A 26,776-nucleotide genomic window follows, 5' to 3' on the forward strand; every position below is an offset into this window, starting at 1 on the left:
ACCGGGTGCGGGGCGGGCGAGTTCGGTCCGCATGCCGTGGTGTTCCCGGCAGCCCCTCGTGTTCCCCACCAGGGGCGGTCGTGCGACCGGCTGACTAACCTGGCGCGGTGACCATCGAGTTGACGTTGCTGACGGCCGTGGCCCATCAGGGGCGGGAGATCACCGCGCCCCGGCTGCGGGGGCTGCTCGCGCTGCTGGCGGGGGAGTTGCGCACGGGGTGCGGTGCCGGGCGGCTCATGGCGGGGCTGTGGCCGGAGGAGCAGCCGGAGAATCCCGCGAAGGCGCTGCAGATCCTGGTCTCCCGGGCCCGGCGGCAGCTCGGCACCGAGGCCATCGCCAGCACCCCCACCGGATACCGGCTCACCCTGCGCGAGGACCAGGTCGACGCCTGCGCCGTCCTCCTGCACACCGCGGCCGCCACCGAGAAGTCCCGCGCCCAGGACCACGCGGGCGCCCTCGCCGAGGCCGAGGCCGGACTCGCGCTCTGGGACGGCGCCGAGGCGCCCGACGACGAGGCCGTTCCCGGCGACCCCCTGGGCGCGCTGCGCGCCGAACGCGCCACCGCCCACCACACCCTCGTCCGCTCCCGGGCCCTCGCCCTGGCCCGCACCGGCCGCCGCGAGGAAGCCGTCGGACCGCTCACCGCCCTGGCCGCCGCCCACCCGCGCGACGAGGAACTCCTCCTGGAGCTGATGCGCTGCCAGACGGCCACCGCAGGCGCCCCGGACGCGCTCGCGACGTACGACCGCCACCGCCGCCGCCTGCGCGACGAACTCGGCACCGACCCCGGCCCCGCCCTCCAGGAACTCCACCAGGAACTGCTGCGCGGCGAGGCACCCGTCGTCCGGCGCGGCGTACCGCACGAGCCGAACCCGCTGCTCGGCCGGGACGCCGACGTCGCCGAGGTGACCCGGCTGCTGCACGGCTCCCGGGTCACCTCGGTCGTCGGCCCCGGCGGCCTCGGCAAGACCCGCCTCGCGAGCGCCGTCGCCCGCGACGCCGGGCAGCGGATCGTGCACCTGGTGCCGCTCGCCGGCGTCCGGGAGGACTGCGACGTCGCCGCCGAGGTGGCCTCCGCCCTGGACGCCGCCGGGCCCGACCCGGTCACCGCCGTGGTCGGCGCCCTCGGTACCGGACCCGGCCTGCTCGTCCTGGACAACTGCGAACAGGTGGTGCGCGGCGTCGCCGACCTCGTGCAGGCCCTCGTGTCACGCACCCGGGACCTGCGGATCCTCACCACCAGCCGGGCCCCTCTCGGGCTGTCCTCGGAGACCGTCCACCCGCTGCCCGAGCTGGACCCGGCCACCACCGTCGAGCTGTTCACGCAGCGCGCCCGCGCCGCCCGCCCCGGCGTCGACCTGCCCGCCGACGCCGTGGCCACCCTGTGCCGCCGCCTCGACGGGCTGCCGCTCGCCGTCGAACTCGCCGCCGCCCGGGTCCGGGTGATGTCGGTCGCGGAGATAGCCCGGCGTCTGGAGGACCGGTTCACCCTGCTGCGGGGCGGCCCCCGGGACGCCCCGCAACGCCACCGCACCCTGCACGCCGTGGTCGACTGGAGCTGGAACCTCCTGGAGGAACCGGCACAGGCGGCGCTCCGCGCCCTGTCCGTCTTCCCGGCCGGGTTCACGGCCGAAGCGGCCGGTCAACTCGTCGACGACGCCTGGGAGTTCCTGGAGGACCTCGTCGACCAGTCCCTGCTGAAGGTCACCGACACACCGTACGGTGCGCGCTTCAGCATGCTGGAGACGGTCCGCGAGTTCGCCGCCGTGGACCGCGAGGACGCGGTCACCGACCGATTCCTGCACTGGGCACGGGAGTTCGGCGCCTCCTATCACGACGCTCCCTTCGGCACCGACCCGTTCGCCTCCTGGCAGCTGATCCGCGCCGAGCAGGACAACCTCGTCCAGGCGCTGCGGCTCGCGCTCGCCCGTGCGGACCTCGCCACCGTCGCCACGGTCACCGCCGTCCTCGGCGCCCTGTGGAGCACGGAGACCAACTTCCTGCGGATGATCACCCTCCTGGAGGACACCGCCCGGCCCCTGTCCCACTACCGGCCCACCGCCGAGTACGTCGAACCGACCCGCACCGCGGCCACGCTGCTGACCGCCAACCTGTTCCTGGGCGTCGGCCCGGGCGCCGTGCGCACCCTGGTCACCCTGCGCCGGCTGCCGCCCGCCGAGCCGGACTCGATGGTGCGGGCCATCGCGGCGGTGCTGTGCGCTTCCCCCACGTGCTCGCGGACCACGAGGAGCTGGACGGTCTGTGCCGCAGCGACAAGCCGCTGCTCGCGGGCGTGGCCAACTACGTCGCCAGCTACGTGTGGGAGAGCGAGCACCGGCCGGACCTCGCCCTGGCCGCCGCCCGCCGCATGGTCGAGGCGCTCGGCGACGGGGACATCCCGGTGCTGCGGATCTGGCCCGCCTCCCGGCTCGCCGAACTCTGTCTCCAGACCGAGCGCGGCGGCGAGGCACTGGTGCACATGCGGGCCGCGCTGGACGCCCTGGAGAACCTGGGCGAGTGGAGCGACACCATCGGTATGCGGTGGGGTCTGATGCTCGCCAACCTCCAGACCGGCGACCTCGACGCGGCCGAGCACTGGCTGGAGGAGGCGCTGCGCCACGAGCCGGAGTCCACCGCCCCGGACGCCTTCACCCCCGACCTGGGCGCCCGCGCCGAGATGGCGCTGGCCCGCGGCGACGTCGAGACCGGGCTCGGGCTGTGGCGCCGGGCCGTGGAGCGCCTGGAGCACGCGGCGAGCCCGGCCCCCGGCGAGGAACTCGTCATCCAGGGCTGGGTGCTGGAGCTCCAGTGCGCCGCCCTCACCGCCCACGCCCGGCATGGCCGCACCCACCTCGTCGCGCCCCTCGCCGCCGCGCTGCCTGACCGCCTCACCACCCTGCTGACCCGCCCGGCGGCCACCCCGCGGTATGTGACCGTCGACTTCCCGGTGTGCGGCGCCCTGCTGCTCGCCCTGGGCACGATCGCCCTGGCCGACGGCGACGGCGCGCGCGGGGCCCGGCTGACCGCCCTCGCCGAACGCTTCCGGGTGCTGCGCAACTTCCAGCCCACGATGTCCTCGGCACTCGCCCGCGAGGCCGCCCGGAACGCCGACAGAGCGGCCTACGAGGACGCGGTGACCACCTATGCCGCCCTGGACCCGCGGGGGCTCAGGGAGGCCGCCCTGGGGCTGGTGCGGGTCACAGTCTGACCGGCAGGCCCAGCAGGTGGAAGCCGTCGCCGGGCCAGTGACCGAACAGCACGTCGGCGCGGTCCACCGCCAACTCCGGTGCCGCCGGCCGCCGTACGACGAGCTGCTCCAGCACCACGCCCGTCACCAGCCGGCCGAGCGCCGCGCCGATGCAGTAGTGCGGGCCGTGGCCGAAGGCCAGATGGCCGTCGCCGCGCCCGAACTCCCGGGTCACGTCGAGGCGTTCGGGGTGGTCGTAGGCGGCCGGGTCGTGGTCGGCGGCGAACAGGGCGACCGTCACCGCCTCGCCCTTCCTCAGCCGGGTGCCGGCGAACACGAACTCCTCGGTGGCGTAGAGCGTGGCGCCCATGCGGACCAGCGTGACGTGGCGCAGCAGCTCGGGCACCGCCCGGCCGAGCAACTCCGGTTCGCCACGCAGGAGTTGAAGCTGCTCGGGGTGGTCGAGGAGGGCGAGGACGGCATGGGCGAGGAAGAGGGCGGGCGGGGTGATGCCGGTGTTGATGAGGAGGAAGAAGACGGTGACGATCTCGTCGTCGGTCATGCCGCCGTCCGCCAGCAGCGCCGACACCAGGTCGTCGGCGGGCTCGGCGCGGCGCCGGGCCACCAGGTCCTTCGTGTACGCGACGATCCCGCCGAGCCCGTCCAGGACGCCGCTGCCGTCGCCGTACGCGAAGTCCCGGATCCAGCCGCACACCCTGTCCCGGTCGGCCGCGTCCACGCCGACCAGCTCGCAGATCAGGGCCGTGCTGAGCGGATAGGCGAACTCGCCCAGCAGATCGGCCCGTTCGCGTCCGGCGAGGGCGTCGGCCAGCTCCTGCGCGGTCTTCTCCACGAAGGGGCGCAGCGCGGCCACCCGGCGGGCGGTGAAGGCGCGGGTGAGCGGCGTACGGCGACGGGTGTGCTCGTCGCCGTCGAAGAGGGCCAGATGTCCGGAGAGGTACGGCACGTACTCCTCGGGGAGGCCCTCCAGGCCCGATGCCAGCAACTCGGCCTGCGGATCCGGCATGTCGGAGTCGGCGACCGTAGACCGGTCCCGGACCAGCCGGGGTTCGGTGAGCGCGGCCGTCACGTCCTTGTGGCGGGTGACGAGCCGTACCGGCGTGCTCAGGCCGGGGAGGACGACATGGCCGAGGCCGGGGCGGGAGCGGAGGTCCGCGTAGGCGCCGAGGGGGTTCTGGACGAGGTCGGGCGTGAGGTGGAGGGTCATGGCGGGGAGTGTGCGGGGGACCGCCTTCAGCGTGGTTTCAGCGCGGTTTCAGCGCGTACGGGGGACGGGCCACCGGCAGGGGAGTCCGGTGGCCCGTCCAGCGGGGAGAGCGGTCAGCTGACGTCGGAGGCGTCCAGGCGGTAGAGGCCGCTGTAGTCGGGGACCGCCGTGCCGTTCTTCTTGACCCAGGTGGAGATCTCGGTGTTCGAGGAACCCTGGCCGCTGTCGCTGATCACGATGTAGTGCAGCTTGCCCGCCTTCACCAGGCTCTTGAGCTTGGCGAGCGTCATCGCGTCGTCGCTGCCGGACCACCCGCCCATCGAGATGACCGGCTCCCCGGACTCCAGGATGATCGAGGAGGCCGTCTGGTCGGTGGCCACCGCGACCAGCCAGGTGGCACCGTCCTGGTTCTTCTTCAGATACGTGATCATCGCGGACGAGACCTGCGTGCCGCCGCCCATGCCTCCGGCGGATCCACCGGTCCGGGACGCGCTGCCGGCCTCGGTGCCGCCGCTTTCCGTGCCGGACGACGGCTGCCCCGCGGACTGCCCGTCCGAACCGCTCTGACCGGTGCTGCCGCCAGGGCCGCCGCTGGGACGCTGGCCGCCGCCCATGCCGCCGCCACCGCCCATGCCGCCACCGGTGCTCGGGCCTGCCGTCGGGTTGGTGCCGTTCGTGCTGGAAGCGGCCGCCGACACCGAGTACGCCGCGGGACCGGCCAGCAGGGCGACCACGGCCGTCAGCGCCGCGATCCCGGTCAGCCGCTGCCGCCCGGTGAACCGCCCGAGCAGCAGACCGATGACCGCGACCGCACCGGCCACGCCGGCCACGACCTCCGCCACCGTGTACAGCGTCCCGGAACCCGACACCCGCTGGAGCAACACGACCGCCCACACCGTGCTCACCGCGACCGCGGCCGGCAGCACCCAGCCCCACTTCGCCGCCGAACCCTCCACGAAGGCCCGGTACAGCTGCACCGCGCCGATACCGGCCAGCGCCGCGACACCGGGTGCCATGGCGGTGACGTAGTACGGGTGGAACGTGCCCTCGGCGAGCGCGAACGTCAGATAGTGCAGGACGAACCAGCCGCCCCACAGCAGCAGCGCCGCCCGCCTGGCGTCGGTCCGCGGCGCCCGGCCCCGCAGCACCAGCCCGCCGACGAGGGCGATCAGCGCGAACGGGATCAGCCAGGAGATCTGGCCGCCCATGATGCTGTTGAACAACCGGTACAGGCCCGCCTCGCCGCCGAAGCTCGCCCCGTTGCCCTGCGAGCCCACCGACGAACTCGCCCCGAAGATCCGGCCGAAGCCGTTGTAGCCGATGACGAGGTCCCAGACCGTGTTGTCCGTGGAGCCACCGATGTAGGGGCGGGAGGAGGCGGGAATGAGATCGACGACCACCATCCACCACGCCGAACCGGCCACCAGGGCGGCCGTGCCGACGGCGAGATTGCGGACACGGCGGCCCAGCGGCGCGTTCGCGGCCCACAGATAGACCAGGAAGAACGCCGGCAGCACCACGTACGCCTGCATCATCTTCGTGTTGAACGCGAAACCGATCGCGACCCCGGACCACACCAGCGGCATCAGCCGGCCCGTGCGCACGGCCCTCATCAGGGCGGCCGCCCCGAGCAGCATCAGGAAGACGAGGACCGGGTCCGGGTTGGTGTCCCGGTTGATGGCGACGGTGATCGGGGTCAGCGTCAGCGTCAGCGCGGCGATCGTCGCCGCCACCGCGCCGAAGTCCCGCTTCACCATGCGGTACAGCAGGGCCACCGACCCGGTGCCGAGCGCCACCATCGGCAGCGCCAACTGCCAGGTGCCGTAGCCGAGAACGCGGGCCGAGAGCCCCATCACCCACAGGGCGAACGGCGGTTTGTCGACGGTGATGAAGCTGCCGGAGTCCAACGCGCCGAAGAAGAAGGCCTTCCAGCTCTTGGTGCCGGAGTAGACGGCCGCGTTGTAGAAGGTGTTGCCGGTGACCGATGACAGGTTCCAGGCGTACAGGGCCGTGGCCAGCACCAGGATCGCCCACAGGGCGGGCCGGGCCCAGCGGGGGTCCTCGGGGGCGCCGGTGAACAGCCCGCGCACACGGCCGCGCGCGGCGGGCGGCTCGGCCCGGTGCCGGGCCTCGTGGACGGGCGGCGGGGCGAGAGTCGTCATGACGCGTACTCCAGGTGGTCCGGGGCGATGTGCGGGGCGGGCGCCCTGGCAGTGACGATCGGGGCGGTGCCTGGGGGAACCCTGAGCCGTCGCTGAGGGAACAGTGAGAATCAGCGGACTCACAGGTTGCTCATGGAAGACCCACGCCCGAGCCCAAGGCTCGCCTCCGGAAAGGCAGTTCAGATGGGCTGCGGCTCGAAGTCGGAGTCCGGGGGATCGTCGGCCGCCGTCGTCAGGGCCCGCGTGCACGCCAGCAGCAGCGGATGCCCCTCGTCGACGACCTGCCGGGCCCGCCGCAGGGTGTCCTCGCGCAGCCCGGCGGCCTCCTCCTGCCGGCCCGAGAGATGGCGCACCGCCGCCACGTTCAGGGCACAGCCCAAGGACCAGGGATGGTCGGCGCCCACCGCGGTCCGCATCCCGCGCAGCGCCTGCTCGATCAGACTCCGGGCGTCGTCGTGGTTGCCCAGGCGCCAGTACACCAACCCCAGATTGCCCAGCACGCCCAGCGTGTTCGGATGGTCGTCACCGAGCAGATGCCGGTAGTCCTCGCAGACCTGGAGCGTGAGATCGGCGGACTCGACCGGGTCACCGTGGGAGCGCAGGAAGGACGCGCGGTCCGACTGGATCATCAACGTCATCGGATGCCGTGCGCCCTGCAACTGCCGGCACTGCTCCACAAGACCGCGCAACAAATCACCGGCGCTCTCGTAGTCGCCCGAACGGCGCAGGCACAGAGCCTGGTTGTGCAGGGCCAGCAAGGTCTGGGTGTGGTACTCGCCCATGGTCTCGCGGTGCAGCCGGGTGTTGGTGTCCTGAAGCGCCGCGGCCTCCTGGTGGCGTCCCAGGAGCCTGAGCGAACGGGCGTAGGTGAGACCGGTGAGCAGGGTCAGCCGATGGTTGCGGGGCAGCAACCGCTCCCGCAGGGCCAGCAGTTCGCGGTGGACGGCGGCCGCCTCCAGATAGCGGCCCAGCAGCCCGAGGGCCACCCCGAGATTGTGCAGCGACCCCTGGGTGTGCGGCGCCTCCGGGCCCTCCAAAGCGTCGTACGCGCGCCACACCCGGTCGCAGAGCTGGTGCGCCTCCTCGAACAGGCCCAGCGCCATCAAGGTCCCGCCGAGCCCGACCTGGGCCCGCAGCAGGTCCGCGTCGTCGGCCGCCCGCTCGTACTCCAGCTGTTCCACGACGGCCCGCCCGACGGCCTCCGCCTCCCGGTAACGCCCGCAGCGCCGCAGCATGTTGGCGTGCTGGTGGACCAGGACCAGCATCGACGGATGGGTCGGCGGCAGCCGTACCCGCCAGCGCGCCAGCACCTGTTCGCACAGCGTGAGCCCGGTGCTCTCCTCGTCCCGCAGCCGCAGGTACTCGATGCAGTTCAGGACGAGTTCGCGCACCGAGTCCTCGGCACTCTCCAGCGCGCCGGACGGATACAGATGCGGCAGCAGTCCGGCGTACGTCGGCCAGGCGCGCACGTCCGAGGGGCGCTGCGGATCGGCCGAGACCAGCACCCGGCAGGCGACCGCGGACAGTTCGTCCCGGTCGGCGGGGGAGAGCGTACGGCGCAGGAAGCGGTGGTAGAGGCGGTGCATCTCCACGCTGTCGACATAGGTCTCGCCGTCCGAGGTCTGCACGAAGTCCCTGCGGACGGCGGTGGACTCGGCCAGCCGGGCCAGCGCGTTCTGCCAGCGCACCGGGTCGGCGGCCAGCTCCGCCAGATGGGGCGGCAGATCGCCGGGGCGGGCGTGCTGGAGCTGGCGCACCGGGATCGAGCCGGGCGAGAACATGGCGAACAGGCGCAGCAGTTCCGTCGTCTTGGGGTTGTCCTGCTCGAGGGAGTCGAGGGTGATGGCCCAGCTGGTCCGGAAGCCGATCGGGTAGTCGGAGGAGACCTGGATGCCGATGACGTCCGCGTCGGCCCCGCGCAGCCGGGCGATGTAATCGGCGGCCGGCACCGGGCTGTTGGCCTCCAGCCAGGCCGCGGTCTGCCCGAGCAGCAGCGGGAAGTCCTCCACCGCCTCGGCGAGTTGATCGGCCTCCTCCTCGGTGAGCCGCTCCACGTGCCGACGGGCGTAGCTGACGCTCTCCGCCCGGGTGAACCGGTCCACCTGGATCTCCGCGACCCCGCCCGAGGCCGCCCAGCCGCGGGTGAGGGTGGTGATCGCGACATGGCCGCCGCTCTCGGGGAGCAGGTCGTCGACCTGTTCCATGTCGTCGGCGCTGTCCACGATGAGCAGCCAGCGCCTGCGACCGGTGCGCAAGGCCTCCCGCACCGCGCGCACCCGCTCGCCCAGCGCCCGGGCGTCGGTGAGTTGGAGCCGGTCGGCGAGGTCGGCGAACTGCTGGCGGGCGGTGGCCCGGAAACTCGCGCTGATCCACCAGACCACGTCGTACTCGTTGGCGAACCGGTGCGCGTACTCGATCACGATCTGGCTCTTGCCCACCCCCGAGATCCCGCGCAGCGCCACCCGCGCCCCGGCCGGACCGCCGCTCTCGAACAGGGCGCGCAGCTCCTCCAGGACCGGATCGCGGCCCGTGAAGCGGAAGTTGCGGCGCGGCACGTTCCACACGGCAGGCGGCGCGTCCGGGAAGCGCGGCGCGACGGGGACGTCCTCCTCGGCGTCCGGCTCGGTGTGCTCCAGACCGAGCGCCGCCAGCAGCCGGCGCAGCGCCTCCGCCGGGTCCAGGTCCCTGAGGGCGGGCGGGCCCAGTACGGCGGCCGCGGCGGGCAGGGCACGGGTGGACAGGTCGACCGCCGCGAACCGGTCGAGACGCGGGGCGACCACGTCGGCCAGCGCCCCGGCCCACTCGGCCTCGGTGCGGTGGCCGAGCCGCAGATACCCCTCGTCCAGGAGCAGCAGAATGCGGCCCGGGGCACCGAGCAGCTCGCTCAGCAGCCAGTCCAGCGGCACCCCGGGGGGCGGGTCCCAGCGCAGCAGGTCGGTACGGCAGCCGTGCCGCGCCAGCTGGTGCGCGGTCCAGGTGGCCCAGGCACGGTGACTGCCCGCGTAGCTGATGGTGACGTGCTCGGGGGACCAGGAGTCGGAGGGGCGGGGGGCGGGGAGCGTGCCGGGGCGGGTGGCGGGGCGGCCGTTCGCCGAGGGCACCACGATCTGTCCCGGTCCCGTGGGCACCGCCCCGGCGACGATCTCGCTGGGCAGCTCGACCGTACGGACCGGCACCCCCCAGCGGTTGGTGATCGTGAGCCAGATCGTGCCGGGCCCGGGCGTGCGGTCGGCGGTCACCACGAAACGCGCCGGTCCGTACGTGCCGCCGAACCGGTGCAGGACCACACTGGGCTCGCTCAGCGCCTCGCACACGAAGTGCGGGGCGCCGTCCAGCGCCACCCCGAAGTCGAACTCCTCCTCCTCGTAGGGCCAGTCCTCGTCCCCCGTCGGCCCGTTGAGGTCGACGGTGACGAGATAGCTCTGCCCGGCCTGCGCCTTGCGGGGCCAGCCGACCAGGGGCTCGACCAGCAGGGAGGAGGCGTCGCCGGTCATGCCCTCACCTCCTGGGCGCGCACCCGCAGCCGGAGCGTGGTGAGCGGATGTCCGAAGTAGAGGAACATGAAGCTGTAGAGCACCAGCAGGATCTCCTGCTGCCGCTCGGTGTAGGCGCGGCTGCCGACGTCGAGCCACGACAGCGGGTCGGGTAATCGGGCCACGGCACTGGCCCGGAACTCGCGCAGGGCACGGGCGACGGGCAGGTCCGGGTCGGCGCACACCCGGCCCACCAGCTCCTTGATCAGCAGATGGGCGATGTCGTCGCCGACCTTCCCGGACGTGGCGATACAGCCGCCGGCCCCCTTGCGCAGGAACAGCTCGGCGAAGCCCCGCAGGGCGTTCTCCCCACGCCCACGGTTGTCGAACAGGCGCCCGGACTCACAGGCGTTGAGGCAGACCAGGGTGGACCCGTCCCGGAGCGCGGGCATGGCCTGCCGGTTGAGGTCGCTCCAGCTGACGGAGGCGATCCTGACCTCGTGGGCACGGGCGCCGTACTCGGCGTGGCACCCCATGTACACGAGGCCGGCGCCGAGGTCGGGCCGGGTGAGTTCGGTGAGGAAGGTCCGCGGGGTGCCGATGTGCGCGCGGTGCACATACTCCTCGAACACCTCGACGTCCCGCCGCATCTGCTCGGCGTAGTAGCCCAGGACATGGCCCGAGCAGGACGCCGGAGTCCCGAAGGGGGTGGTTCCGGCCTCGCGGACGGTGGTCCAGCGCACCACCGTCACCAGCGCGCCCAGGATCCCGGAGACCAGCCCGTGTTCCCGGTCGCCCGTCAGATGCAGCAGCTCCCAGGGGATGTCGTAGTCCGTGTCGTCCCAGACCACCAGCTGCAGTTCCGTACCGTGCCGGGCCCGCAGCACATTGATCCAGCGGACCAGGGGTTCCTGGCCCTGGGACCATTCGGCCAGCCCCAGGAGGATCTCGCTCGGCGGCATCGAACTGCCCGGCCGCAGGTTGTGCAGCACCAGGTCGTCCGGGCGCAGCCGGGTGTACTCGGAGTCGAGGCGGCTCTCCAGCTCACCGCTGTGCCCAGTCAGCCAGAACGCGTCCTGCCCCGGCTCACCGTAGGCCCGCTGCACCGAGAGCTTCGCGAACCCGGCGGGCAGCCGGGCGTCCGGATCGACGGGTGCGGCGGGCAGCCGTACGGCTTCGGGGGGCTCGGCCACATGCTCCGGTACGGCGGCGGGGCGTGGCGCGGCCAGCGGCTCGGGCGCCGGCGGCCGGGCGGGCATGCCGGGCCCCAGCGGGATCGCCCCGCCGAGACCGCGGGGGCCGGACGGTTCAGCGGACACCGGTCACCCCCCGTGCGGTGCGTCCGGCGACGGTCACTCCGCCGAGCGCGTCGGCGAGCTGGAACGTCAGGTCCGGGTACGGCTGGCGGGCGGCGTCCACGACCACGGAGTGCAGCCGCATCCGCCCCATCGCGCCGATCCGGCCGGCCGCCGAGAGCGCGTCCTCGATGCCGGTGCGCCGCACCGGGCCGGGCAGCCGGTCGCCCGTGCCGGTGTCGAGCGGAACGTTGCCACGACCGTCGGAGACGACCACCAGCCACGCCTCGACGAGGTTGGAGCGCTGCTGGAAGGCGCGGCGCAGCAACTGGTCGGTCATCGCCAGGCCGTGGGCGAGGGGACTGCTGCGCCCGGGCGGGCGGTGCAGGGCGCGGCCGACGCGGGGGTCGAGGACGCTGCGGGCCACGAAGTGGTCGGCCTTCAGCTCGTGTGCCGCGTCCCGGTTGCCGACCTCGACCACGCAGATGGAGGCCCGTCCGGTGTACGCCCATTGCAGGTACGGGGCGAGGGCGGGCTGCCAGTCCCAGCCGCGGCGGCAGGTGTGGTCGAGCAGCAGCACCAGCATGCGTTCCGCGACGGGGAGCCGGGCGTAGCTGCGGAAGTCGCCGGGCAGCACCACGAGACGGCCGTCGCCGTCCGTGCGCAGGGCGCGGCGGCCGGGGAGGTTCTGGTGCTTGGCGGCCTCGATGGCGGTGGCGACGAAGGCGAGGTCGCGCAGGGTGGTGGCCGACCGTACGCCGATCACGGGACCGCGCGCCGAACTCGGCTCCGGGCGCCGCTGCCAGGGGATCCGCAGCGGGGCGAACTCCCGCAGGAACCGGGCGTCGTCCTCGGGGAAGGGCGAGCCTACGCCGTCCCCGGTATCGGCGGCGAAGGTGTCCAGGGCCTCGGCGGGTCCGGCGGGCACGGCGACGGAGGCGCCGGGTATCCGGTCCGCGGGACCTTCGTCACCGACCGGGTCCGGCTTGGCGGGCTCGGGTACGGGCCGCCGCTCGCCGTCGCCGTCGTGGGTGACGGGACCGCGGTCGGCGGGCAGCCCGGAGCCCGGCGGCACGGGTGGCCGCGCGGCGACGCCGATCAGCCGAGCGGCCTCGTCGACCCGCTCGGCGCCACACCTGTCGTCACCCCCGAACACGGCCAGCGCCCGAGCCAGCCGCGCGAGCCCCAGAGCCCGCCGACTGCCCCGCTCCCCGTCGAACAACGCCACGACCCGAGCGGCGGCCTCCTCGTCCATCGCACACCCCACCCGCCGCCCCGCCGCCAGCACCCCCCGCCAGGCTTCGGGAAGCTCACCGAGAACGAGGCCGCGCCGGGGGCTGTCGAGAGGGCCGGGGTCATCGGCGGCGAGGTGGGAGAACGGGGCGCCGGGGCTCGGCGTGGGCTCCCGGGCATCGAGGGCGTCGGATTCGCCGCGTCCGGGTGGGGAGTCCGGGGCGTCGGGCGGGCCCGGCTCGTCGGGCTTCGACGTGGCGGAGCCGAGCGGGGAGGCGCCGCTTGGATCCTGTCGTCCGAGGCTCGGCGCGGGGGCCGGGGCGAGACGCGGGGGGAGTCCGGCGCTTTCGGGTCCGTCGGACGTGGCCTGTACCCCGTGGCCGGACCCGGGGAGGGCGTCGGACTCTCCGGGGCCACGGCTCTGTCGCGGCCGGTCCAGTACGTCGAGCAGCCGGTCGGGTTCCAGTCCCGACGCGTTGAGGCGGATCGGGAAGCGGTCGAGGAGGTGGGGGGAGAGACGGCCCACTTCCGACTCGCGGCACGCGGCCAGCCAGCGGGCCCGGGGGCGCCAGCGGGCGCGGAAGCCGGAGCGCTCGACCGCGGCGACGTCGGCACCCAGGAGCTGTACCGCGGCCCGCATGCCGGGCAGGCTCAGCCGGACCAGATCGGGGACCACGACCAGCGTCGACGCCTCCGGGTCGATGTCGACCAACGGGCCCGGGGCGAGCGAGAAGTTCATCCCGGCGCCCTCGTGCCGCAGGGTGGGCCGCAGCCACAGTTCGTCGTCTCCGGTGACCGAGCCGAGCATCGCCCGCCGCACCGGCCGCCCGCTGCGCAGCCCGAGAACCCGGGCGAACGCGTCCGTCACCGGCGCCACCATCTCCGGCTCCAGATCGAACAGCAGCACTCCGTCCAGCCCAGGCCCCAACGCGGAACACGCCAGCACCTGCAACAGCCGCTGCCGCGGCCCGGCCACCCGCCCGTTCATCTCCGCCGTCACCGCGGCCCCCCACTCCGGCCGACCGCCTGCCGGCACACGGGGCCCGCCATCGCGGCACCGCGCTCGGGCGCGGGGGATGCTGCTGTCCGCAGGGCAGGCCCGCGCGCCGAGGTCACCCGCCCGGGCCCGGAGCACACCGGTATCCGCACCGGACGCGGTCCGGTCGTGCGCCCCCGTCTCGTCGTCATCCCAGCAGCCCGTCGAGGAGGTCCGACTCCTCCGGTGTCCATTCGACGGGGCCGCCGTGGGCCGCTTCGGGGCGGCGATGGCGGAGGGAGAGGGGGGCCACCTTGCGTACGTGGTGGGGGGTGACCTCGTCCGTGCCCTCGAAGGCGGCCAGCGCTCGGGCGGCCCAGGCGGTGACCACCTCACCGCGGTGTCCCACCGCCCGCAACTGCGTGGCGACGTCGGCGCAGAGCTTGGCGATGTCCTCGCTCAGCCGTACGTCCTGCACGGCCGCCCGCGCCGCGTTCAGCCGCTCGCGCAGCGCCTCGTCCGAGGCGAGCCCGTCCGCCAGCCAGGAGGACTCCGTCCCGGCCTCGTCGTCGAAGCGGAGCACGGCCAGCACCATCGCCCGCCGCGCCTCCTGGTCCAATTCGGACACGGCGACCATCAGCCCGAAGCGGTCGAGCAGCTGGGGCCGCAGACCGCCCTCCTCGGGGTTCATCGTCCCGACCAGACCGAAGCTGACGCTGCGCACGGTGTCGATGGCCTCCCGCTGCACCGACAGCACCCCGGTGGAGACGACGTCGAGGATGATGTTGACGATGTGGTCGTCCAGCAGGTTGACCTCGTCGATGTACAGCATCCCCTTCTCGCCGGCCTCCTCGAGCAGCCCCGGCTGCGTCCGGGCCACCCCCTGCATCAGCGCGTCGAGCTCCCACCCGCCCAGCACCCGGTCGTCCGTGGCGTTGATCGGCAGGGTGACCGGCAGCTCTCCCCGGCTCAGCAGCGAGAACGCCCGCACCACCGTGGACTTGGCGGTCCCGCGCTGCCCGCTGACGAGGACGCCCCCGATCCGCGGCGCGATGTAGTTCAGTTCGAGCGCGAGCTTCAGCTCGGACTGTCCGACCACATAGCTGTACGGCAGGATGTGGATCCCGGAGCCGGCGGTCCCACCGGTCACGAGGCGCCGCCCGTGTTCCAGCGGAACGTGACCTGAAGCTGTGCCTCCGCCCCGGACTTCACCAGCACCGCGCCGAGTTCGGCGTCCAGCTTGATCGACAGCTGGAGTTCCACCTCGTCGGGCTTCAGCCCCTCGCCGAGGTCGTGCAGCTGTTCCGCCGCCTGCCGCGCGCACCGCCGGGCCAGGTCGAGACCGTCGGCGTAGACGTCACGCGCCACCTCCAGCACCCGGTCGGCGGGGCCCCGGGTGTCGATCCCCCGGTACACGTCGTCGACGCCGCCCGCGGCCGGAGCACCGTCCACCTCGACGTACACCGGCCCGTCCCGGCCGTCCGCCGCCACCCCTGTCACGATCGTCATGCAGCACTCCCCCGTCCTGCGAGCCGGATCCCTGTGCTTTCCTTCCCCGTTCCCGGCTCGCTCAACAGCCTTGTGCTCAGGCGTTGTCGGCCGTCACCGAGGGCGTCCCGAGGTCGGCGGCACGGCGTACCCGGTCGGCGATGTGCCGGATCAGCCGGTCCAGGTCGGCGCAGTACACCGAGGGGTTGAGAAAGCCCTCGTCGGCGCGGTAGCGGTGGGCGTAGTTGCCCCCGCCGCACACGGCCGCCAGCGGACACACCAGGCACTCGGGGGACAGCGCGCGACGGCCCAACTGCCGTGCGACGACGCCGGGATGGTCCAGGACGTCGTCGAAGGAGTGCCGGAAGACGTCGCGGCCGGTGGCCGGTGCGCCCTCGTAGGCCGTCTTGAGCGAGTCCACCTGTTCGATCGCCCCGTCGGTGTCGACGACCACGGCGACCATCGGGGAGTTCCCCACGGCCTCGGCCCCGCCGTCCAGGCCGAGCAGCAGCCCGATGATCTCGCGGAACAGCCGGATCGGGACGGCTTGTCCGGCGGAATCGAACCAGAGGTCGAAGACCTGGATCAGCCAGTCGGCGTAGGGGTGGGGTCCTGTCGCGGCCGGGGGATGCGCCCAGTTGGCGTGCGGCAGCAGCAGATCCATGGAGGGCGGGTCGAGGGCGGTGAGGGAGGTGTACACCTCGACGGGGTCGGAATCCGGGTCGATCACGCTCAGGATCCCGGCGTACGCCCGCGGATGCCGCCGCAGCACCTCGAGCCCGGCCGAGACCGCCGGCCAGGACGAGCGCCCGGCGTGGTTGACGCGGTGCCGGTTCAGCCACGGGGTGCCGCCGTCCACGCTCACCCCGATGCCGATCCCGGCGTCGGCCAGCCGGCGCACCCGGTCCTCGGTGAGCAGCGTGCCGTTCGTCTGCACGCTGGCGTCCACCCGGCAGCCCGTGCCGACGGCCTCCCGCACGGCGGTGACATAGCCGACCAGGGTGTCCACCCCGGCCAACAGGGGCTCTCCGCCATGCAGGTTGAGCTGTAAGGAGGACAGCCCGTGGGCCGCGGTGTGCTCGGCGATCCGTGCCGCGGTACGCCGGACCACCCCGGCGGACACCGCTGTCGGACGGTCCCGCCAGCTGCTGTCGGCGCCCTCGTAGACGTAGCAGTAGCCGCAGGCCAGGTTGCAGCGGCTGTGGACCTTCAGGACGAACTGCCGGAAGGGCACGGCCCGTACCCCGGACCGCCGTAATCCGGCGACGTCCAGGGTCTCAAGAGGCCACCGCGCGGTCACAGTTGATACGGACCGTCCTCGTAGAACGCCATCGCGGGGCCGCCGCGCAGCTTGCGGGGCAGCAGGCCCGTGGCGACCGCCGCGAGCACCGGATGCGATGACTCACGGGACAGCGCCAGCAGGTCGAGATCGGTGAGGTCGGGCAGCGCGCCGCCCGGCTCCCGCACTCCACGCAAGGGAGGCCTGTCCCCTTCTGTACCCCGCACGCTCAAACCTCTCCAAAACGGCCGAACCGGCCTCTTGACACACGGCCCGGCCCAGCCTAATGGCGCGGCGGTCCGGAAATGTCCGCACCGGGCTGTTGTCCAGGTCTCAAGTTGGCAGCGGTCGCTGGGGTCTGGCTATGCGTCAGGTCGGGAGCGGCTCGAAGTCCCAGTAGGGCCGTTCCCGGCGGCGGATCGAGAGGGTGTGGGGGTGCTGGGCGCCCAGGGTGTCGGAGAGCTGCTGGAGGGCCTCGTGCTCCAGCTTGGACGCCTCCTGCCCGCGTCGCAGTATCCGCAGGTCGGAGGCGAGGGCCGCCTTGCAGGAGAGGGTCAGCGGATGGGTCTCGCCCAGGGCCGTGCGTGCCGACTCCAGGACGGAGCGGGTCAGTTCGGCCGCGCCTTCCTCGTCGCCGGCGAGGCTGCGGGCGCCCCCGGCGTTGAGTCCGGCACCCAGGGTCCAGGGATGGGACGGACCGACCGCAGCACGCATGTCCGTGAGCGCCCGTTCCGCGATCCGGAGCGCCTCGTCGCGCTCCCCGTACTCCCACAGGGCCAGCGCCACATTGCCCGCCGTCCCCACCGCGTAGGGGTGCCGCGGGCCGACGAGTCTGGCGTACTGCTCGGCGACCCCCGCCGCCGACTCCCGGGCTTGCTCCAGGTTGCCGTGCTCGCGGTTGAACGTGGCGAAGTCGGCCTGCACCAGCAGGGAGTCGGGGTGGTGCGGGCCCTGCCGCTGTACGAACCGCTCGACCACGCTGCGCATCAGCGACTCGGCGCCGAGCAGATCGCCCTTGCGTCGCATGCACAGCGCCAAGTTGTGCTCGGCGAACAGGGTTTGGGGGGTGTAGCGGTCCATGGTGCTGCGGTGGGCGCGGACGTTGAGCTCCTGGCGCGAGGTCGCCTCGTCGTAGCGGCCGAGAAGGCGCAGCATCCAGGCGTAGAACATGCCCGAGCGCAGGGTGAGATGGTGCCGCGGGGTCAGCAGCCGCTCCCGGATCAGCAGGATGTCGCGGTGCAGCTCCAGGGACTCCTTGTAGCGGCCCAGCAGACTGGTGACCACGGCGAGGTTGCCGCGGTCCTGGAGTGCGCGCGGGGCGTCGGCGCCCAGGGTGCTGGTGTACGCCTGCACGCACTCCTTGAACATGTCGTGCGCCTCGTCGTAGCGGCCCAGCGACACCAGGGTGCCGCCGAGGCCGTTCTTGGCGCGCAGCAGGTCGGGGTCGTCGTCGGCCCGGGTCTCCGTGAGCTGGTCCAGGACGGAGCGTCCGACGGCCTCGGCCTCCCGGTAACGGCCGCTGCGGCGCAGCATGTTGGCGTGGTCGTGGATCAGGATCAGCATGTCCCGGTCGTCGGGACCGAGCCGGGTCCGCCAGCGGGTGACGGCCTGCTCGCACAGTCTGAGGGCGGCCCGGTTCTCGCCCCGGACCCGCATGTACTCGATGCAGTTCAGGACGAGTTGGCGCACCACCGGGTCGGGGCTGTCCAGTGCCCCCGCGGTCTCCAGGTGCGGGATGAGCTCGGCGTAGCGCGTCCACTCGCGGGTGTCGATGGGGCGGCGCGGGTCCGCGCCGGCCAGCAGGGTGCAGGCGATCGTCGACAGTGCCTCGCGGCGGTCCTCGGTCAGGGTGCTGACCAGGAAGCTGTGGTAGAGGCGGTGCATGGAGACGCGGTCCACGGCCGGTTCGGCGTCGGAGGACTCGACGTAGTCCAGACGGACCGCGGTCGACTCCGACAGCCGGCGCAAAGCGGTGTGCCAGCGGATCGGGTCGCCCGCCAGGGCCGCGAGGTGGTCGGGCAGGTCGGAGGGGTGGGCGGCCTGCATCAGCCGGACCGGGATGGCGTCAGGGGAGAACAGCGCGAACAGGTGGAGGAGCTCCACGGCCTCGGGGTTGTTCTCCTGGAGCGTGTTGAGAGTTATCGACCAGCTGGTCTGGAAGCCCATCGGGTAGTCGGAGGAGATCCGGATGCCGATCTGGCTGGCCTCGCCGCGCCGGATCATCGAGATGTAGTCCTTGGCGGGCATCGCGTTGGCGTCGAGCCAGGCAGCGGTCTGCGCCAGCAGCAGTGGCAGGTCCTGCACGGAGTCGGCGAGCTGGTCGGCCTCGGTGTCGTTCAGCCGCTGGGCGCGCCGGCGGACGTAGGCCACGGACTCGGGCCGCCGGAAGGGCAGCACCTCGATCTCGGTGACATTGCCGGAGGCCGCCCAGTCCTGGGTGAGGGTGGTGATCAGGACATGGCCGTTGCCCTCCGGGAGCAGGTCCTCGATCTGTTCCATGTCGTCCGCGGAGTCAAGGATCAGCAACCATCTCTTGTACGGAGTCCCGGTCCGCAGCGCCTCGTGGACCGCGCGGATCCGCTCGCCCAGCTCCTGGCCGACCGGCAGTTCCAGACGCGGGGCGAGCTGGGCGAACTGCTCGCGCGCGGGCGCGCGGAAGCGGGCGCCGACCCACCACACGATGTCGTAGTCGTTGCCGAAGCGGTGCGAGTACTCGTTGGCGATCTGGCTCTTGCCGACACCGGAGATGCCCCGCAGCGCCACCCGCGCACCGCTGCGGCCGCCGCGCTCGAAGCGGGTGTGCAGCTCCTCCAGGATCGCGTCGCGGCCGGTGAAGCGGACGTTGCGGCGCGGCACGTTCCACACCGACGGCGGGTCGTTGGGGAAGCGGGGGGCGGCGGTGCCGGACGGGGCGGCGGGCTCGGCGGACGCCTCGAAGTCCAGACGGCGCAGGATACGGCGGCGGGCCTCGCGCGAGTCCAGGTCGCGCAGGTCGACCGGGCGCAGCGGGGCGGCCGTCGCGGGCAGCGCCCTCGTCGCCACGCTGACCGCGGAGAACCGGTCCACATGGGCCGGCACCACCTCGTGCAGCGCCTCCGTCCACTCGGCGTCCGAGCGGGGGCCCAGCGAGAAGTACCAGTCGTCCAGGACCAGCAGCACCCGGCCCGGCGCCTTGAGCAGATTGCGCAACGCCTCGGTGAGCGGCATCCGCAGCGGAGGGTCCCAGCGCAGCAGGGTCGTCTCGTGGCCCAGCTGCTCCAGCTGGTGCGCGATCCACGTCGCCCAGGGCCGGTTGAATCCCGCGTAGCTGATGGTGAAGTGCTCGTGGGACTCGGCGCCCTTGGACCTGTCGGCCATCCGAACGTCTCCCCTTACACCGAAATCAATAGAATGACGATTTTTGTCGGTTTCGCTGGCACTTTATGCGATACGTCACTCAATCCGGGGGCATCACCGCGCTCAACCGCCCGGCCGCGTGCCGCACGAGGCGTTCCAGGTCGGAGCAGAACACGGACGGGTGCCGAAAGCCCGTACCGCGGGAGTAGCGGTGGCCGTAGTTGCCGCCCCCGCAGACCCGGCCCACCGGGCACGCCCGGCACTCGTCCGCGAGACCTGCCACGCCCAGCTGGCGGGCGACGATCCCCGGATGGTCCAGCGCCTCGTCGAAAGCGTGCCCGAACACGTCGAGGCCGGTGGCGGTCGCGTGGTCGTAGGCGAGATTGAGGGAGTCGATCTGCTCCACCGAGCCGTCGGTGTGCACGACCACCGCGCAGGTCGGCGAGAGCCCGATCGACTCGGTGGTGCTGGGCACCCCGAGCAGCAGCGCCACGACCTCCGTGAACAGCCGCACCCGGGGCTGGGAGCCGTCGGGCGCGCCGTCCCACCACAGGTCGAAGGCGGCGGCCAGCCAGTCGCCGTAGGGGGTGGGCACGGCCGGCCACGCCCCCGGGGCGCGGGCGGGCAGGCCCGGCGGCGGGCTCGACCAGTTCGCGTGCGGCAGCAGCAGGTCGAGGCGGGGCGGGCGCAGCTCGGCGAGCGAGGAGTACACCTCCCCGGGGTCGCTGGTGACGTCGATGGCGCACAGGATCCCGGCGTACAGCTCCGGCCGGTCCGCCAGCAGCCGCGCGGCCCGCTCCGCCGCCGGCCAGGACGGCCGCCCGGCATGGTCCACGCGGCGGGCGTTCAGGTGCGCGGTGCCGCCGTCCAGGCTCAGCCCGACCCGGATGTTCGCGTCGGCGAGCAGGTCCAGGGTCCGGTCGGTGATCAGCGTGCCGTTGCTCTGCACGGTGGCCCGCAGCGCGACGCCGGCCGGCAGCGCCCGGCGTACGGCGGCCGTGTACTGCAGGGCGGTGTCGGCGCCGGACAGCAGCGGCTCCCCGCCGTGCAGGTCGATCCGCACCTCGGACAGCCCGTGGGTGACGGCGTGTTCGGCGATCCGCCGGGCCGTCTGCCGCATCACCCCCGGCGACACCCGTGCCGGCCGGCCCCGCCAACTGGCGTCCTCACCCTGGTAGATGACGCAGTAGGTGCAGTCGAGATTGCAGCGACTGTGCACCTTCAGGACGAACTGGCGGAAGGGAAAGGGGCGTTGTCCGGCACGTCTGAGGGCCGCCACATCCAGCTCGGCGTGCGGCCACGGCGCGAACTCCCGGTCCCGGGCGATCCGTAAGCTGTCGTCCGAAGCGGTCTGCACAGCGTCGCCTCCCCCTGGGCGGCCCGGTGCCGCCGCTACCGTTCTACCCCCGGGGAGTCCTCGTGATACGCCACGAGGCCGCCGTCGGCGTCGCACGACCGGGCCAGCAGGGTGGCCAGCACCGCGCCCAGCACGGGGTGGTCGACCCGGGCGCGGAGCGCGGCCAGATCGACGCCCCGGTAATCGGGGAGCGGGGTCCCCGTATGTCCGTCCCGTCCGGTCGGCTCCGTCACCCTGCACACTCCCCTTCACCGTCTCCCTGTTCCGGCGAGCGCGGTCATGCGCTCGAAGGTCGACCGGGCCTGCGGCCCCTGAGCCGCCCCGGCCCGCTGCCACAGCGCCCAGGCGGTCCGGTACGACTCCAGCGCGTGCTCCGGTCCCGCCGTCCGCTCCAGGACCGCTCCGCGCTGGTGATGGGCCCGAGCGGCCAGCAGCGGCTCACCGGCCCGCTCCGCGCTGCGTACACCGTGGTGGTACGAATCGGCCGCCAGGTCCAGCCACTCGGGCGCCCCGGCGTCCCCGGCCAGCGTCAGCAGGACGTCGCCGCGCTCCAGCCACGCCAGCGCCGCCGTACGGTCGTCGCGCGCGCCCCGTGCCGCGCGGGCCAGCACCCACTCGGCCTCGTGCAGATCGGTCGGCGTTCCGCCCGCGCCGTGATGATGTCGCAGCGCCCGCCCGAACAGAAGCCGCCGGTCGGCCAGATGGGGATCACTGTCGGCCGTCAGCGCCAGCGCCGCGCGCAGCACCCGTACGGCATCGGTGGCCACCGTCAGCTCGCCGCCCCGTTCGGCCCGGGCGACCAGCACCTCGCCACGGCCCGCGAGCAGCTCCGCACGCTCCGGGTCGTCCCGGCCCAGCAGGGCCTCGGCCTGGGTGAAGTACCCGTCGGCGGCGACGAGTTCGGCGGACTCGGCAGTGTGCCGGTAGCGGGCCGTGTGCGCCTCGGCCAGCCGGCGCAGGGCCGGCACACGTAACGCGGGCCCCTGGTCGCGGACCGCCTCCACCGCCCGCTCCAGCGCCTCCAGGACCCCCGGGTGCCCGGTGTCACCGGCGGCCACGGCACGGGCCTCGGCCAGGTCCAGCAGGGCCCGGCAGCGCACGGCGGAGGGGGCGCTGTGCCGACCGTCGAGCCGTACGCCGCTCTCGAAGTCCGCCGCCGCCCGCAGCGCCAGCGTCCGCGCCTCGTCGGCCGCGTCACGTCCCCGGGCGTCGTCGGCGAGCGCCAGCAGCAGCCGTCCCCGGGCCAGCACCGCCGGGTCGAACCCGGGCCGGCCGGGAAGGGAGGAGGGGAGTCGGGGACCGCCGCCCGCGGCCGATCCGCCGGAGGCCACGGCCGGTCACCGGGCCCGGCGGACGGAGACGGTCACATACGAATCGTTTCGGTCACTGACGTGCGGCGGACGCGCGACGGGGCACCGCACCGCGTGGCTGCGCCGGTCACTCACGTCGCGCTCCTCGTCATGGACGGTCGGATGCGTGCGAACTCCATGACAGTACGCGCGCCCTGCCCGGTCAACAGTGCTTTCCGGCCGCCCCACCGGATCGTGCCCGCTGACGTGCGTCAACACGAGCCGTCTAGACTCACCCGCAACGGCCCGCCCCACCACGGCCGAAAGCGGTCCACCTCGGCCAGACCCGAAGGGTATTCGGCGTTTTGATACGGATAGATTCAGTCACCAAGCGGTACCCGGACGGCACGGTGGCGGTCGACCGGCTCTCGTTGGAGATACCCGACCGCTCGATCACCGTCCTCGTCGGCCCCTCGGGCTGCGGCAAGACGACCACCCTGCGGATGATCAACCGCATGGTCGAACCCACCGAGGGCACGATCCTCCTGGACGGCCAGGACATCATGCGGCAGCCGGTCAACACCCTGCGCCGGTCCATGGGGTACGTCATCCAGAACGCCGGCCTCTTCCAGCACCGCACCATCATCGACAACATCGCCACCGTGCCCCGTCTCCTCGGCTGGAGCAAGGACAAGGCTCGGGAGCGGGCCCGCGAGCTGATGGAGCGGGTCGGACTCGACGCCGCGCTCGCCAAGCGGTACCCCTACCAGCTCTCCGGCGGCCAGCAGCAGCGCGTCGGCGTGGCCCGGGCGCTCGCCGCCGACCCGCCGGTACTCCTCATGGACGAGCCGTTCTCCGCCGTCGACCCTGTGGTCCGCAAGGGACTCCAGGACGAACTCCTGCGCATCCAGGAGGAGTTGGGCAAGACGATCGTCTTCGTCACCCATGACATCGACGAGGCCGTCAAGATCGGCACGATGGTCGCCGTGATGCGCACCGGAGGCAGGCTCGCCCAGTACGCGCCGCCCGCCGAACTGCTGACGAGCCCGGCCGACGCGTTCGTCGAGGACTTCCTCGGCGCCGACCGCGGTATCCGCCGGCTCTCCTTCTTCCCGTCCGCGGGGCTGGAGCTGTCGACCGGCCCGGTCGTCGCGGTCGACGCCACCGCCGAGCAGCTCGCCGAGCGGGTGCGCGACAGCGCGGACGCCCCCTACCTCCTCGTCACGGACGCCGACGGCAAGCCCCTCGGCTGGAGCGAGCCGCGGCACCTGACGGCGGGCGAGGTCGAGGTCGGCCGACTCCTGTCGCACGGACGGCCGTTCGTCGCCGGTACCGACTCGCTGCGGGCCGCGCTGGACTGTGCGGTGCTCTCACCCACCGGGTGGGCGGTCGCCGTGGACGCCGACGGGAAGGTCGCCGGAGTCGTCTCCCAGCAGACCATCGCGGAGGCCATCCGCGGCGCCCACGCGCAGGGGCGTACGGACGCGAAGGTCGCCGGATGAACTGGGACCGTATGTTCGACATCCCCAGCGACCTCCAGCACAGCTGGCTGGGCCTGGTCGGGCTGCATCTGCGCGAGGCGCTGCTGCCGGTGCTCGCCGGACTGCTGATCTCGCTGCCGCTGGCCCAGCTGTGCGTGCGCTTCCGCTGGCTGTACCCGCCGGTGCTGTGGGTGACGACCGTGCTCTACGCCATCCCCTCACTGGCCTTCTTCGTGCTGCTCATCGACTACACCGGCATGACCGAGCTGACGGTGATGATCCCGCTCACCGTCTACAGCCTCGTCGTCCTGGTCCCGGCCGTCGTCGACGCCGTCCGCTCGGTCCCGCAGGAGACCCTCGCGGCCGCGAAGGCCATGGGCCTGGGACCCGTACGCCGGTACGTCCAGGTCCAGTTGCCCATCGCCGTGCCCGCGATCATCGCGGGACTGCGGGTCGCCACCGTGTCCAGCGTCAGCCTCGTCAGCGTCGGCACCCTCATCGGCAACCAGGGCGCCCTCGGCAACCTGCTCAACGACGCCAACATCTACAACCGGCCGGAACTCGCCGTGAACGCCGTGCTGTCCATGGCCGCCCTCGCGATCCTCGCCGACGCCGCGCTGGTGCTCCTGCGCCGTCTGCTGACGCCGTGGATGCCGCGCCCGCAGCGCGGGAAGCGGAAGGCCGCCCCCGTCCTGGAAGAGGCAGCACGGTGAACCTGCTCACCCACATCAGCAACTTCTTCAACGACAGCGCCCAGTGGCAGGGCTATGACGGCATCCCCACACGGGTGGCGGAGCACCTCCAGTACACCCTGGAGGCGTTGCTCATCGCCGCCGCGATCGCCCTGCCGGTCGGACTGGTCACCGGCCACTACGGGCGCGGCGGGACCGTCCTCTCCCTGATCGCCACCGCGGGGCGGGCCCTGCCCACCTTCGGCCTGCTGGTCCTGCTCACCCTGCTGGTGGGGTTCGGCCTGGTCAACGTGATGACCCCGCTCGTCATCCTCGCCATCCCACCGATCCTGGTCACCACGTACGAGGCGATGCGCACCGTCGACCCCTCCTCGGTGGACGCCGCGCGGGGCATGGGCATGAGCGAGTCCGGGGTTCTCTTCCACGTCGAACTCCCGGCCGCGCTCCCGCTGATCCTCAGCGGCCTGCGCTCCGGAGCCATCCAGATCGTCTCCACGGCGACCATCGCGGCCTACGTCAGCCTCGGCGGCCTCGGCCGCTACATCGTGGACGGGCTCTACCAGCGCAACTACGAGAAGGTCGTCGGCGGCGCCACGCTGGTCGCGGGACTGGCCCTGCTCACCCTCGCGCTGTTCTGGGCGGTGGGAAGGGCCGCCGTGTCCAGGGGAGTGCGCCGGAGCGCTTGAGCGGTCCGGGCGGAGTCGACCACGGTTCGGCAGCACCCTGAAGGGGCGCGGGGCTGTATCAAAATGCGGCTCCGCCGCGGGGCGCGACCAGCCACGACGGCGCCGCAGAACCGCACCCCGTCGCGGCACTTCCGGCGGAGCCCTCAGCGGACCGGCCGGACGGCCACCGCGTCCACCTCGAAGAGCATGCCCGGCAGGGCGAGGGCGGCGACCCCGCTGAGTGTCTGGGCCGGGAGCCGGTCGCCGAAGCGGGCGTGCAGGACCTTGCCGAGGATCTCCAGCTTGGCGAGGTCGTGGTCGACGACGAACGAGCCCAGCCGGACGACGTGCTCGAAGCCGAGGCCGACGCCCTCCAGAGCCGCACGCAGCCGGTCGAAGGCGAGCTCCACCTGTGCCGCGAAGTCGCCCGGCACCGGGGCGCCGGTGGCGTCGGAGGCGTACTGCCCGGCGACGAAGACGAGTTCGCCGGGCGCCGAGACGGCGTGGCTGTAGCCGAAGGGCGTCGGGTCGTGCAGGGCGGGCGGATTGGTGATGGTGCGCTCGTCGTGGCTCATGTCAGGCCACAACTGCCGCTCGCTCCCGCCCATTCCGTGCCCGCGTCAGCTCTCCGTACGGGCCAGGGCCAGTTCGAGGACGACGAGCAGCGCGTCCCGGACCGAGCCGCGCTCGCGGGCGTCGAAGATGACGACCGGGACGTGGTCCGCGACGTCGAGGGCCCAGCGCACCTCCTCCAGCGTGTGCTCGACCTTGCCGTCGAACGCGTTCGCGGCCACCGCGAACGGGATCTGCCGGTGCTCGAAGTAGTCGACCGCGGCGTAGCAGTCGTCGAGACGGCGGGTGTCCACGATGACCAGGCCGCCCAGCGCGCCCTCGACGATGTCGTCCCACATGAAGCCGAACCGCTCCTGCCCGGGCGTGCCGAACAGATACAGCTTCAGGGTCGGGTCGATGGTGATGCAGCCGAAGTCCATCGCGACCGTCGTCGTGGTCTTGCGCGGGGTGTGCGTGAGGTCGTCCACGCCCGCCGCGACCTCCGTGATGGCCGCCTCGGTGGTCAGCGGCTCGATCTCGGAGATGGCGCCGACGGCGGTGGTCTTGCCCACGCCGAAGCCGCCCGCGATCACCATCTTGACCGGGAGCGGCGGCCGCACGGCGGCGGCCGGACCGGACCCGTCGAGGGTGGCCGGTTCAGTCGGAGTCACGGAGTACCCCTCGGGAGTCGGGGATGGCGCGCAGGCCATCGATCACTCTTCGCAGGACGGAAGCGTCGTGCGTGTCGTCGGAGTCGGGCACGTGCACCGTCAACTGCCCCTCCGTGCGCAGGTCCTCGGCGAGCACCCGCACCACGTTGAGGTGCAGCCGCAGCCGGGCCGCGAGTTCCGCGATGGACTGCGGCCGGCGGCAGGCGGCGACGATGTCGTGCTGCTCGAAGGAGAGCCCGCCGAGCGCCTCGAGACCCTCGACGGTGGCCACCACCTGGGTCTCGACGGGCATCGGCCGGCCGGCTCCGCCGGGCGCCACCCGGCCGGCGGTGACCAGGAACGGCCGCACGGCGGAGGCGGGCCCGACCGGGTCCTGCCCCGGGGCTGAGGAGCCGTCCGCCATGGCGTGTCC

General features: G+C 73.1%; 19 protein-coding genes and 1 pseudogene. 4 read left to right on the forward strand and 16 right to left on the reverse strand.

The genetic code is table 11. The annotated features are described in order from the left end of the window. The first annotated feature begins 107 nt into the window (after nucleotides 1-107). Nucleotides 108-3,208 (forward strand): annotated as a pseudogene (locus ACIOHP_RS37195) (ATP-binding protein). Here ACIOHP_RS37195 and ACIOHP_RS37200 read toward each other — a convergent pair. The 13 genes from ACIOHP_RS37200 to ACIOHP_RS37260 all read right to left on the reverse strand — a co-directional run bounded on the left by ACIOHP_RS37200 (nucleotide 3,198) and on the right by ACIOHP_RS37260 (nucleotide 22,345). Continuing rightward, the gene (locus ACIOHP_RS37200) at nucleotides 3,198-4,415 is read right to left on the reverse strand and encodes a cytochrome P450 (RefSeq protein WP_401894312.1); all 1,218 of its coding nucleotides are present in this window, start codon (nucleotides 4,413-4,415) and stop codon (nucleotides 3,198-3,200) included. The pseudogene ACIOHP_RS37195 and the gene ACIOHP_RS37200 overlap by 11 nt on opposite strands. Nucleotides 4,416-4,528: 113 nt before the next feature. Beyond that, nucleotides 4,529-6,577 (reverse strand): ArnT family glycosyltransferase, encoded by a 2,049-nt coding sequence (locus tag ACIOHP_RS37205; protein ID WP_401894314.1) that lies wholly within the window; start codon nucleotides 6,575-6,577, stop codon nucleotides 4,529-4,531. A gap of 179 nt (nucleotides 6,578-6,756) precedes the next feature. After that, nucleotides 6,757-10,071, reverse strand: a complete 3,315-nt coding sequence (gene fxsT / locus ACIOHP_RS37210; protein WP_401894317.1) for an FxSxx-COOH system tetratricopeptide repeat protein — start codon at nucleotides 10,069-10,071, stop codon at nucleotides 6,757-6,759. Continuing rightward, nucleotides 10,068-11,369 (reverse strand): CHAT domain-containing protein, encoded by a 1,302-nt coding sequence (locus tag ACIOHP_RS37215; RefSeq protein WP_401894319.1) that lies wholly within the window; start codon nucleotides 11,367-11,369, stop codon nucleotides 10,068-10,070. The genes fxsT (ACIOHP_RS37210) and ACIOHP_RS37215 overlap by 4 nt, the downstream gene beginning before the upstream one ends. Further along, nucleotides 11,359-13,578, reverse strand: a complete 2,220-nt coding sequence (locus ACIOHP_RS37220; RefSeq protein ID WP_401894322.1) for a hypothetical protein — start codon at nucleotides 13,576-13,578, stop codon at nucleotides 11,359-11,361. Before ACIOHP_RS37220 ends, ACIOHP_RS37215 begins: the two co-directional genes overlap by 11 nt. A gap of 184 nt (nucleotides 13,579-13,762) precedes the next feature. Further along, nucleotides 13,763-14,704, reverse strand: coding sequence for an AAA family ATPase (locus tag ACIOHP_RS37225; protein WP_401894324.1), 942 nt, complete (start codon nucleotides 14,702-14,704; stop codon nucleotides 13,763-13,765). Then, on the reverse strand, nucleotides 14,701-15,063 hold the full coding sequence (locus ACIOHP_RS37230) for a CU044_2847 family protein (protein WP_361482487.1): 363 nt from the start codon (nucleotides 15,061-15,063) through the stop codon (nucleotides 14,701-14,703). Before ACIOHP_RS37230 ends, ACIOHP_RS37225 begins: the two co-directional genes overlap by 4 nt. 76 nt (nucleotides 15,064-15,139) lie before the next feature. Continuing rightward, nucleotides 15,140-16,276, reverse strand: coding sequence for an FxsB family cyclophane-forming radical SAM/SPASM peptide maturase (locus tag ACIOHP_RS37235; RefSeq protein ID WP_401894327.1), 1,137 nt, complete (start codon nucleotides 16,274-16,276; stop codon nucleotides 15,140-15,142). A gap of 62 nt (nucleotides 16,277-16,338) precedes the next feature. After that, nucleotides 16,339-16,509 carry a YxD-tail cyclophane-containing RiPP peptide gene (locus ACIOHP_RS37240; protein WP_307037131.1) on the reverse strand — a complete coding sequence of 57 codons (171 nt, stop codon included), beginning with the start codon at nucleotides 16,507-16,509 and terminating at the stop codon, nucleotides 16,339-16,341. Between the two features lie 181 nt (nucleotides 16,510-16,690). Then, complete coding sequence (fxsT, locus tag ACIOHP_RS37245) at nucleotides 16,691-19,678, reverse strand: FxSxx-COOH system tetratricopeptide repeat protein (RefSeq protein WP_401894329.1); 2,988 nt, start codon at nucleotides 19,676-19,678, stop codon at nucleotides 16,691-16,693. A 79-nt stretch (nucleotides 19,679-19,757) separates the two neighbouring features. Continuing rightward, nucleotides 19,758-21,014, reverse strand: coding sequence for an FxsB family cyclophane-forming radical SAM/SPASM peptide maturase (locus ACIOHP_RS37250; RefSeq protein ID WP_361548100.1), 1,257 nt, complete (start codon nucleotides 21,012-21,014; stop codon nucleotides 19,758-19,760). Nucleotides 21,015-21,049: 35 nt separating this feature from the next. Continuing rightward, nucleotides 21,050-21,247 (reverse strand): YxD-tail cyclophane-containing RiPP peptide, encoded by a 198-nt coding sequence (locus ACIOHP_RS37255; protein ID WP_266821109.1) that lies wholly within the window; start codon nucleotides 21,245-21,247, stop codon nucleotides 21,050-21,052. Nucleotides 21,248-21,262: 15 nt separating this feature from the next. Next, nucleotides 21,263-22,345: a hypothetical protein gene (locus tag ACIOHP_RS37260; protein WP_401894333.1), complete on the reverse strand. Its 1,083-nt coding sequence runs from the start codon at nucleotides 22,343-22,345 to the stop codon at nucleotides 21,263-21,265. Between the two features lie 323 nt (nucleotides 22,346-22,668). Between ACIOHP_RS37260 and ACIOHP_RS37265 the strand changes: the two genes are divergently transcribed. From ACIOHP_RS37265 to ACIOHP_RS37275, 3 genes are read left to right on the forward strand one after another with little or no spacing between them, the layout of a single operon-like run. Beyond that, complete coding sequence (locus ACIOHP_RS37265) at nucleotides 22,669-23,805, forward strand: ABC transporter ATP-binding protein (RefSeq protein ID WP_361548106.1); 1,137 nt, start codon at nucleotides 22,669-22,671, stop codon at nucleotides 23,803-23,805. Then, nucleotides 23,802-24,497, forward strand: coding sequence for an ABC transporter permease (locus ACIOHP_RS37270; protein ID WP_266821106.1), 696 nt, complete (start codon nucleotides 23,802-23,804; stop codon nucleotides 24,495-24,497). The genes ACIOHP_RS37265 and ACIOHP_RS37270 overlap by 4 nt, the downstream gene beginning before the upstream one ends. After that, nucleotides 24,494-25,162 carry an ABC transporter permease gene (locus ACIOHP_RS37275; protein WP_401894336.1) on the forward strand — a complete coding sequence of 223 codons (669 nt, stop codon included), beginning with the start codon at nucleotides 24,494-24,496 and terminating at the stop codon, nucleotides 25,160-25,162. The genes ACIOHP_RS37270 and ACIOHP_RS37275 overlap by 4 nt, the downstream gene beginning before the upstream one ends. A gap of 143 nt (nucleotides 25,163-25,305) precedes the next feature. Here the strand turns inward: ACIOHP_RS37275 and ACIOHP_RS37280 are convergent, their stop codons facing one another. Genes ACIOHP_RS37280 through ACIOHP_RS37290 form a run of 3 tightly spaced genes read right to left on the reverse strand, consistent with a single transcriptional unit; the run spans nucleotide 25,306 to nucleotide 26,767 of the window. Beyond that, the gene (locus tag ACIOHP_RS37280; protein WP_401894339.1) at nucleotides 25,306-25,716 is read right to left on the reverse strand and encodes a RidA family protein; all 411 of its coding nucleotides are present in this window, start codon (nucleotides 25,714-25,716) and stop codon (nucleotides 25,306-25,308) included. Between the two features lie 45 nt (nucleotides 25,717-25,761). Further along, the gene (locus ACIOHP_RS37285; RefSeq protein ID WP_046263349.1) at nucleotides 25,762-26,364 is read right to left on the reverse strand and encodes an ATP/GTP-binding protein; all 603 of its coding nucleotides are present in this window, start codon (nucleotides 26,362-26,364) and stop codon (nucleotides 25,762-25,764) included. Then, the gene (locus ACIOHP_RS37290) at nucleotides 26,351-26,767 is read right to left on the reverse strand and encodes a DUF742 domain-containing protein (RefSeq protein ID WP_351678058.1); all 417 of its coding nucleotides are present in this window, start codon (nucleotides 26,765-26,767) and stop codon (nucleotides 26,351-26,353) included. Before ACIOHP_RS37290 ends, ACIOHP_RS37285 begins: the two co-directional genes overlap by 14 nt. Between the last annotated feature and the right edge of the window lie 9 nt (nucleotides 26,768-26,776).

Source organism: Streptomyces sp. NPDC087859, assembly GCF_044742595.1.
GTDB classification, from domain to species: Bacteria; Actinomycetota; Actinomycetes; order Streptomycetales; family Streptomycetaceae; genus Streptomyces; species Streptomyces canus_F.